This window comes from Streptomyces sp. NPDC127190 (genome assembly GCF_042672505.1).
Taxonomy (GTDB): Bacteria; Actinomycetota; Actinomycetes; order Streptomycetales; family Streptomycetaceae; genus Streptomyces.
Genome location: NZ_JBHXVE010000029.1, coordinates 86,252 through 93,964, shown reverse-complemented (window position 1 = coordinate 93,964; position 7,713 = coordinate 86,252). Strand labels below are relative to the sequence as shown.

6 protein-coding genes are annotated in these 7,713 nt (G+C 72.1%); 2 read left to right on the top strand and 4 right to left on the bottom strand.

Annotated elements, in window-relative coordinates; translation table 11 throughout:
• On the bottom strand, positions 1-3,498 hold a 3,498-nt coding region (locus ACFVIU_RS32715; RefSeq protein WP_385846981.1), incomplete at its 3' end, for a helix-turn-helix domain-containing protein.
• A gap of 266 nt (positions 3,499-3,764) precedes the next feature.
• Here ACFVIU_RS32715 and ACFVIU_RS32710 point away from each other — a divergent pair.
• Both ACFVIU_RS32710 and ACFVIU_RS32705 read left to right on the top strand, forming a co-directional pair.
• Complete coding sequence (locus ACFVIU_RS32710; RefSeq protein WP_385846980.1) at positions 3,765-4,709, top strand: peptidoglycan-binding protein; 945 nt, start codon at positions 3,765-3,767, stop codon at positions 4,707-4,709.
• A gap of 92 nt (positions 4,710-4,801) precedes the next feature.
• A complete protein-coding gene (locus ACFVIU_RS32705) occupies positions 4,802-6,004 on the top strand; it encodes a GH25 family lysozyme (RefSeq protein WP_385846978.1) in 1,203 nt (400 codons plus the stop codon).
• A 523-nt stretch (positions 6,005-6,527) separates the two neighbouring features.
• Here the strand turns inward: ACFVIU_RS32705 and ACFVIU_RS32700 are convergent.
• Genes ACFVIU_RS32700 through ACFVIU_RS32690 form a run of 3 tightly spaced genes read right to left on the bottom strand, consistent with a single transcriptional unit; the run spans position 6,528 to position 7,680 of the window.
• Complete coding sequence (locus ACFVIU_RS32700) at positions 6,528-6,794, bottom strand: DUF4235 domain-containing protein (protein WP_385846976.1); 267 nt, start codon at positions 6,792-6,794, stop codon at positions 6,528-6,530.
• Positions 6,795-6,799: 5 nt separating this feature from the next.
• Complete coding sequence (locus ACFVIU_RS32695) at positions 6,800-7,312, bottom strand: DUF3618 domain-containing protein (protein ID WP_385846975.1); 513 nt, start codon at positions 7,310-7,312, stop codon at positions 6,800-6,802.
• Positions 7,309-7,680: a phage holin family protein gene (locus ACFVIU_RS32690; RefSeq protein WP_385846992.1), complete on the bottom strand. Its 372-nt coding sequence runs from the start codon at positions 7,678-7,680 to the stop codon at positions 7,309-7,311. Before ACFVIU_RS32690 ends, ACFVIU_RS32695 begins: the two co-directional genes overlap by 4 nt.
• Positions 7,681-7,713: the final 33 nt, after the last annotated feature.

The window sequence follows — 7,713 nt, the reverse complement described above, 5'->3', positions numbered from 1 at the left end:
GGCGCCCCCCCGGGGCCCCGGGGGGGGGGGGGGGCCCGCGACGTTCCACAGCCGTACCGTGTGGTCGACGTTGGCGGTGGCCAGGGTCCGGCCGTCGGGGCTGAACGCCACGCCGTACGCACCGCCGCTTCGGGCGGCGAGGGGATGGCCCAGCGGCACAGGCCGGTAAGGGTGGGTCACGTCCCACAGGCGGGTGGTGTCGTCCGCGGAGGCCGTGGCCAGCACGTGCCCCTGCGGGCGGAAGGCCAGGGCGGTGACCGCTCCTTTGTGCGCGGTGAGCGGCTCACCGATGCCGGTCGCGTGCGCCGGACGGGAGACGTCCCACAAGCGGACCTGCTGGTCGATCTTGCCTCCGCTCGCCAGCGTCCGGCCGTCCGGGCTGAAGGCGACCGAGCTGACCTCGCCCCGGTGACCGGTGAGCGGACTGCCCAGCAGCTTGGCGCGCGCGGGATCGCGTACGTCCCACAGCCGGATGGTGCCGTCCCGGCTGGCGCTGGCCAGGATCGTCCCGCTGGGGCTGAACGCCAGTTTCCGTACGGCGTTGGTGTGGCCGGTCAGAGGGCGGCCGAGGGGTGTGGGCCGTGCCGGGTCGGTGACGTCCCACAACCGGACGGTACTGTCCGTGCTGCCGCTGGCCATGATGTGCCGCACCCGGCTGAACGCCACGGTGTTGACGTAGCTCGAGTCCGGGATGACGGTGTCCGGGAGCTTCCAGAGCCGGACGGTGTGGTCGGCGCCGGCCGAGGCGAGGCTGTGCCCGTCCGGGCTGAACGCCAGCCAGTAGACGTATTCGGTGTGCCCGGTGAGCGGTTGCCCGAGCGGGACGGGTGCGGACGGGTCCATGACGTTCCACAGGCGGACGGTGTGGTCGGCTCCGGCGGTGGCCATGACCCGCCCGTCCGGGCTGAAGGCAACCGCGTACACCGTGTCGTCGTGCGCGGCCAGGGGCTTTCCGAGCGGGACGGGTGCGCGCGGGTCGGTGACGTTCCACAGGTGGACGGTGCGGTCGTTGCCCGCGCCGGCCAGGAGACGGCCGTCGGGGCTGAAGGCGACGGAGAACACGGTGTCCTGGAAGCCGGTGAGCCGCCCCAGACGCTGCGGCTTGGCGGGGTCGGTGATGTTCCACAGCCGGATGGTGTGATCGTGACCGGCGCTGGCGAGCGTGCGCCCGTCGGGGCTGATCGCGGCCGAGGCGACGGCGCCGTGGTCGTGTCCCTTGAGGGGGTGGCCGAGCAGCCGCGGGTGCGCCGGGTCCGCGACGTTCCACAGCCGGACCGTACCGTCGTCGCTCGCGCTGGCGAGCGTGTGCCCGTCCCGGCTGAAGGCCACGGAGAAGACGTAGCTGCTGTGACCGGTCAGCGGCGCTCCCCACGCAGTGGGGTGGGTGGGGTGGGTGACGTTCCACAGCCGTACCGTGCGGTCGCGTCCGGCGGACGCCAGGGTGCGGCCGTCGGGGCTGAAGGCGAGCCAGTAGACCCACGTGCTGTGGCTGTCGACGGGACGGCCGATCGGCACCGGGTGGGTCGGGTCCGCGACGTTCCACAGCCGGATCCGCCCGTCCGCGCCTCCGGCGGCGAGGGTGCGGTGGTCGGGGCTGTACGCGACCGCGAACACGGTGCCGTCTCCCGCGGGCAGGACCCTGGAGACCGGGGCGCCGGCGGCGCTGATCAGGTCGGTTTGCAGCTCGGGCCGCGGACGGATGCGGTAGGCGGCGATATCCAGTTGGGCGGCGAGCGAGGGATCGGTCTGCCGTAACTGGCTCGCCTCGGTCTGCACCTCCCCGGCGATGGCGTTGTTCCGTTCGGCCTGGGCGGTCGCGGTCTTCTTGAACGCCACTCCGGCGGCCACCGACGCGACGAGGGCCAGCACGCACACGGCGGTGATTCCGGCGCGGCGCAGACGTGCCGCACGGCCCGCGTGCCGGATGGACGCGGCGAGGAACTCCTCCACCCGGGGGCCGGTGGCCGGACCGTCGCCACGGGTGGCGGCCCATTGCCGCGCCGCAGCCAGCACGCCGCCCCGGTACAGGGCACCGGGGTCGCGGCCCTGCCGTTGCCAGACGGCGGCCGCCTCGGTGATCTGCTGGTGCATCAGCAGACCCGCCCGGTCCTCGTCGATCCACCCGCGCAGCCTGGGCCAGGCGTGCAGCAGCGCCTCGTGAGTGATTTCGGCGCTGTCCCTGTCCAGGGTGACCAGCCGTGCCTGGGCGAGCAGGTCCAGCACGGCGCCGGTGTCCGGGCCGAGGTCCTCGCGCGACACGGGCCGTTTGGTGTCGTCGGTTCCGTCGCCGAGGGACACCATCCGCAGCAGCACGGAGCGGGTGAGCCGGCGCTGTTCGGCGGACATCTGCTCGTAAAGGGCCTCGGCGGTGTTGGCCAGGGCGTGCGGGATGCCGCCCGCGGCCTCGTAGCCGCTCAGCGTCAGCGTGTTGCCGCGACGGCGCAGCCAGGTCTCCCGCATGGCATGGGAGACCAGCGGCAGGACGCCCGGTTGTCCGGTGGCCTCCGCCACGACCCGGGCCAGCAGGGCCGTCTCCACGGCGCACTCGGAGCGGACCGCCGGCTGGCTGACGGCGCGGCGCAGTTCCTCCGTCGACATGGGGCCGACCAGCAACTGGGCGTCCTGGAGAGCCGCCACGAGTTCGGGGTGCTGGGAGCAGCTCGCGTAGAAGTCGGCGCGCACACCGATGACCACGCGGGTACGGCTGTTGGCGGCCTGGGCCGCGGTGAGCAACGCGCTGACGAAACGGTCCCGTTCGTCCTTGCTCCGGCACAGGGTGAAGATCTCTTCGAACTGGTCGACGACCAGCAGCAGATCCGTGTCGTCGGGGCAGTCCGCCCTGGCGAGTCCCTGGAGGACCGCCTGGTGCAGGGACCGGGAATCGGCGCCGAGCTCCCTGTGCAGGGCAGACGCCGTGCCCCCGGCGAAGGCCGAGAGCCGGGCGGCACACTCCTCCAGCGGATGCGCTCCAGGGGTGAACAGCAGGACCGGCAGACCCGGACCGCCGACCGCATCACCCTCGCGCAGACGAGGGATCAGACCGGCGCGCAGCAGCGAGGACTTACCGGATCCCGACGCCCCGAACACGGCGACGAACCGGGCTGCGCGGACCCGGGCGACCAGGTCGTCCGTGAGTCTCTCCCGCCCGAAGAACCGGTCCGCGTCCTCCGGCTGGAAGGCCGACAGCCCCACATAGGGGCACGGCCGGTCCTGTTCCCGGCCCGCGTCGTCCTCTTCGTGCGGCGAGGTGGAGGCCAGACCCGCGGCGACCTCGTGCCAGCGCGCCTTCCATTCCTCCTCGTCGCCGCCGCACGCCCGGACGAAGGCGAGTGTGACCTCCAACGTGGGCAGCTTCCTCCCGCCGGCCGCGTCGGCGAGCGTCGTCGACGAGTAGTGCGCCGCCGCCGCGAGCTGACGGTAGGTGGGCTTGCCGGCCGCGTCCCGTAACCGGCGCAGCTCGGCGGCGAAGCCGGTCAGTGCGCTGCCATCGTCCTCCAACGGCTTTTCTCTGCGCGGCACTTGATACCCCCAAGGTTCGAGAAGCGTCGCCGGGAGCCTACTTGTCCGGAGACGGTTGTCCGAAGGCTCTTCACCGACACCGGACAACGTGTCCTGCCGTAGAACCGAAGTGGCGACCGGCTGCTGCGGGGGAGTGGCCGGCGCCGCCCGGGACGAGGGCGATGGCCGTACAGCTGCAACGCAACGCAGGGCGCCCTCTTCCCGAGTTCACCTTCTCTTCTCCCTGAACCCGAGGAGTACCGGACATGCTGAAGAACACTCCTGCGGCCGCCCGCCCGGCGCGGCGCACCCGGCGGGCCGTTCTCGGTCTGCTGACCGCCGCGGTCGCGACCGGCGCCCTGGCGGCCGCCCCGGGCCCGGCTTCGGCGACCGTCTCGACGGCCGCCCGGCCGGCTGCCACCTCCACCCAGATCAAGCTGGCCCAGCGGGACCTGAACGGCCTGGCCTACGGCGCCGGTCAGGTGGACGGTGTCGGCGGCCCCAGGACCAAGGCGGCGACGCAGTCCTTCCAGAGCGACCGGTGCCTCGCCGTCGACGGGGTCATCGGCTCGCAGACGCTCGCCGGACTCACCTCCGAGGTGAAGCAGGTGCAGACCAAGGCCGGGGTGGAGGCCGACGGCGACTACGGGAGCGGCACCACGAGCGCGGTGAAGAAGTACCAGTCCAAGCATCATCTGTCGGCGGACGGCATCGCCGGCGAGCAGACGATGAAGGCCATGGGCATCGAGCGGCTCGTCAAGAGCTGCCACACCACATCGGCGCTCCGCACCAAGATCGTGAAGACCGCCCGCAGCCAGATCGGGGTCACGGCCGACTCCCACCAGTGCGTTCCCGGCAAGCCGTACAGCGTGTGCACCGAGTGGTGCGCGGCCTTCGCCACGTGGGTCTGGCGGCAGTCCGGAGTCAGCATCCCCTTCATGACGTACGTGCCCAACGTCTACGACTGGGCCGTCCAGCACCACAGGTGGGTCGGCACCAGCGGCCTCAAGTCCGCCAAGCCCGGTGACCTGATCATCTTCGGCAGCGCGCACAACCGGTACCACATCGGCGTTGTCGACCAGGTCAACGGCTCCACCGTGCGCGTCATCTCGGGCAACACGAGCGATCCCGCCGGTTCCGGCCGCTACGGCGTCTACGACAAGAGCTACTCGCTGTCCGGCTCCGTCTTCTACGGCCTGGTGCGCCCGTAGCAGGCCACGCCCGGCTGCCCCGCCTGCCCCTGCCGGCACATCCGGCAGGGGCAGGCCCTGACCCACCACGGAACACGAACGGAGAGACAGCGATGACGTATCCCCAGGGGCGCGGTGCCACCCGGGCAAGAGCCGGGCGGCGGGCCCGCGGTGCGGCGGCGGTCGCCGCGCTGACGGCCCTGTGCGCCGGCGGCGCGGGCATGGCCCACGCGGACACCAGCGCGACGGCCGGGGCGAGCCGGACCGCCGCATCGGTGCGGGGGCTCGACGTGAGCGGCTACAACCCGACGATCGACTGGAAGAAGACGGCCACCATGGGCGCCGCCTTCGCCTATGTGAAGGCGACCGAAGGGATCACCTACACCAACAGCTACTTCCCGCAGCAGTACAAAGGGGCGGCCGGCGCCGGACTCATCCGCGGTGCCTACCACTTCGCCCGCCCGGACGCCTCCGGGGGACGCGCACAGGCCGACTACTTCCTGGCCCACGGCGGCATGTGGAAGCGCGACGGCAAGACCCTTCCCGGCGCCCTGGACATCGAGGCCAACGGGCACGGCGACGCCTGCTGGGGGCTCAGCCGCAGCGCCATGACCAACTGGATCGCGGCCTTCGTGAAGGAGTACCGCGCACGGGCGGGCCGCCAGCCGGTGATCTACACCTCCGCCGGCTGGTGGGCATCCTGCACCGGCAACTACCGGGGGTTCGGCCGCACCGTCCCGCTGTGGATCGTCAACCAGTCCGGTACGCCCACCCCGCTGGCCGCCGGCTGGAACACCTACACCGTCTGGCAGACCGCCGACTCCGGCCCCTTCCCGGGGGACCAGGACGTCTTCAACGGCACCCTGAAGGACCTGAAGACCTTCGCCCTGGGCGACTACACGCCTCCGCCGCCCGCCCCGAGCTGGCCTCTGGTACAGCAGGGCCAGACAGGCCGCCAAGTGGTCACCGTGCAGTACCTGCTCGACGCGCACGGGGCTTCCCTCGCGGCGGACGGGCAGTTCGGTGCGGGGACCCGGGCCGCCGTGGTCTCGTTCCAGAGGAGCCAGCAGCTGACCGCCGACGGCATCGTCGGACCGAACACCTGGCAGCGCCTGGTCGTCACCGTGCGGCAGGGCGACAGCGGTACGGCAGTGAAGGCGGTCCAGGAAGAGCTGAAGGCCCACGGCGCGTCCCTCACCGCGGACGGCCGGTTCGGGACCGCAACCCGGAACGCCGTGATCACCTTCCAGAAGTCCAGGCGACTGACCCCGGACGGCGTCGTCGGCACGAACACCTGGATGGCCCTGGTGAGCTGAGGCCGCCCGCGGCGCCCGCGGTGCCCGCGCCGTCCGGCCGCCGCCCGGTCCGCCGCATCCTCTGCGGCGGACCGGGCGTGCGTGTCGGTGATTCGTCTACGACGGGCCTGAAGGTAGTCAGCGGTGCCAGCCGTCCTTGAAACGGGCCCCCTGCGTGGGTCACTCGGACGGGTCGGCGCGGGTGTGGAGTTGCTGCCAACAGTGCTGGATGTGCGCTTCAGCCTCTCGCACGGCGCAGGAGGCGGGGTCCGAGAGCGCGTCCGCAGGTGGCGTGGCCTTCGCGGAGCGAGGTGCGATGCGAGGGCGCATGAGATCGGATACGCGCCCGTTCCACCTCCGGTCGCCCTGGTGGAGGACGACTGCCCGGGCGACCAGGATCGCGGCGGTGACTGCTGCGGCGGTCAGCGCGGCAGCCGCATGATGATCTGACATGACTGTGCGAGGCCCTTCGTACGGGTCCTGGACGGGGGGATGGGAGGGCCGGTGGTGGTGTTCCACCAGCCCTCCCGACTCCTCATACGCGTCAGCCGGGCCAGGTTCCGGTCAGGCGGCGGACGGCGGTGGCGCCGGCGCGGTCGACGGCCGCTTTGACTCCGGCGAAGATCGCGCCCTGGAGCGTGGCGGCGAGCAGCACCTCGTACCAGGAGCGCTCTTCGTCGGTGGCGTCCGGGGCGTCCTCGTCATGGCCGAGCATCTTCCACGTCTGCTTGAACAGCGCTCCCGCGGCCATGCCGCTGACGGCGCCGAGCGCAAGACCGACCGGCTTGTAAGCGATCTTCGACGCCTTCACCCGGCTCACCCCTTTCGGCGGCAGGCCAGCCACACCACCACGGTCACACCCGCTGCGGCCAGCAGCACCCCGCGGTTGCCACGCGCCAGCCGCGCCCCCTGAGCGGTCGTACGGCGCACCGGCTCGGGCGTCTTGTCCTGCCACAGCCGGCCGGCCTCGGCGGCCTTGGCCCGGGCCTGCCCGGCGGCCTGGGCGGCCTTGTCCCTGACCGGGTCGGGCAGCCGTTCCTGTGCCTGGTGGGCCAGGTCGGCAGCCTTCGCCTTCACTTCCCCGTCCTTCAGGGCGGCCTGCTCCTTCAACTCGTCGGCTTTCGCCGCTGCCTGCTCCTTCAGTTCGCTGGCCTTGACTGCTGCCTGTTCCTTGACCTCGGCGGCCTTCTCCTGGGCGCGCGCCTTGACATCGGTCTTCGCTGCGAGCGCCTCGACCGTCTCGCCGAGCTCGGCCCGGGTCTGCTCGACCTGCTCGCGCAGTTCCTCGGGGCTGGAAGCGGTGGGTTCGTCGTGCGGCGGCTGGGTCATCGGTGTGCGCTCTCCTTGATCTCGGCCATGTCGGCCTTCACGTTCTCGACCGTCTGCGCGGGCATGGGCGGCGCGGCTCGGTCGACCTGCTTCTTTCCACTCATGGCCAGCACTGCGGCGATCACACCCAGCGCGGCTGTGACGATCAGCCCAGCTGCCCACACCGGCAGCGCCACCGCCAGCGCGGCGATCACGGTCGCGACCAGCGCCTGCGCCATCAGGAAGCCGACCATGCCGGCGCCGCCGAACAGACCGCCGCCCTTGCCGTAGCGCTTGCCCTTCTCCTTCATCTCCGCCTGCGCCAGGCGCAGTTCGCCGCGCACCAGCTCGGTCAGCTGCTGCGAGGCCCGCTGCACCAGCTCGCCCACCGGCTCCTGTCCCACGCGGTCCGCGCTCTGGCC